This window comes from Pseudomonas sp. 58 R 3 (genome assembly GCF_900006605.1).
Taxonomy (GTDB): Bacteria; Pseudomonadota; Gammaproteobacteria; order Pseudomonadales; family Pseudomonadaceae; genus Aquipseudomonas; species Aquipseudomonas salomonii.
In genome coordinates, this window is the sequence record NZ_CVTT01000002.1 from 1 (window position 1) to 340 (window position 340).

At 57.9% G+C, this 340-nt stretch carries 1 protein-coding gene; it reads right to left on the bottom strand.

Translation table 11 applies throughout. The features are described from left to right. On the bottom strand, positions 1–340 hold a 340-nt coding region (locus BFP92_RS00010; protein WP_139114010.1), incomplete at both ends, for an RHS repeat domain-containing protein.

Genomic DNA, 340 nt, shown 5'->3' on the forward strand with positions numbered 1-340 from the left:
CGGGTGACGTGGCCGAGTTCGTCGTGTTCGGCGGTGATTTTTCCGTAGGCGTTGTAGCTGTATTCGCGCGTTGCGCCGCCTGGCTGGGTCAGTTTTCGCAGGCGTCCGGCAGCGTCCCATTGGTACTGTGTGAGCTTGCCGAGTTCATCTTCACGAGTAACCTGCCGCCCAAGGTCGTCATAGCGATAACGCTTGATACCCCCATTAGGCAGCAGCTCCTCAAGCAGCTGCCCGCGCTCATTCCAAACCAGCCGATGGCAACTGTTGTCGGGAAACCAAACCCCCGTCAGCTGCCCATATTTGTTGTAGCTGTAGTCCGTGACATTGCCATCAGGATCGG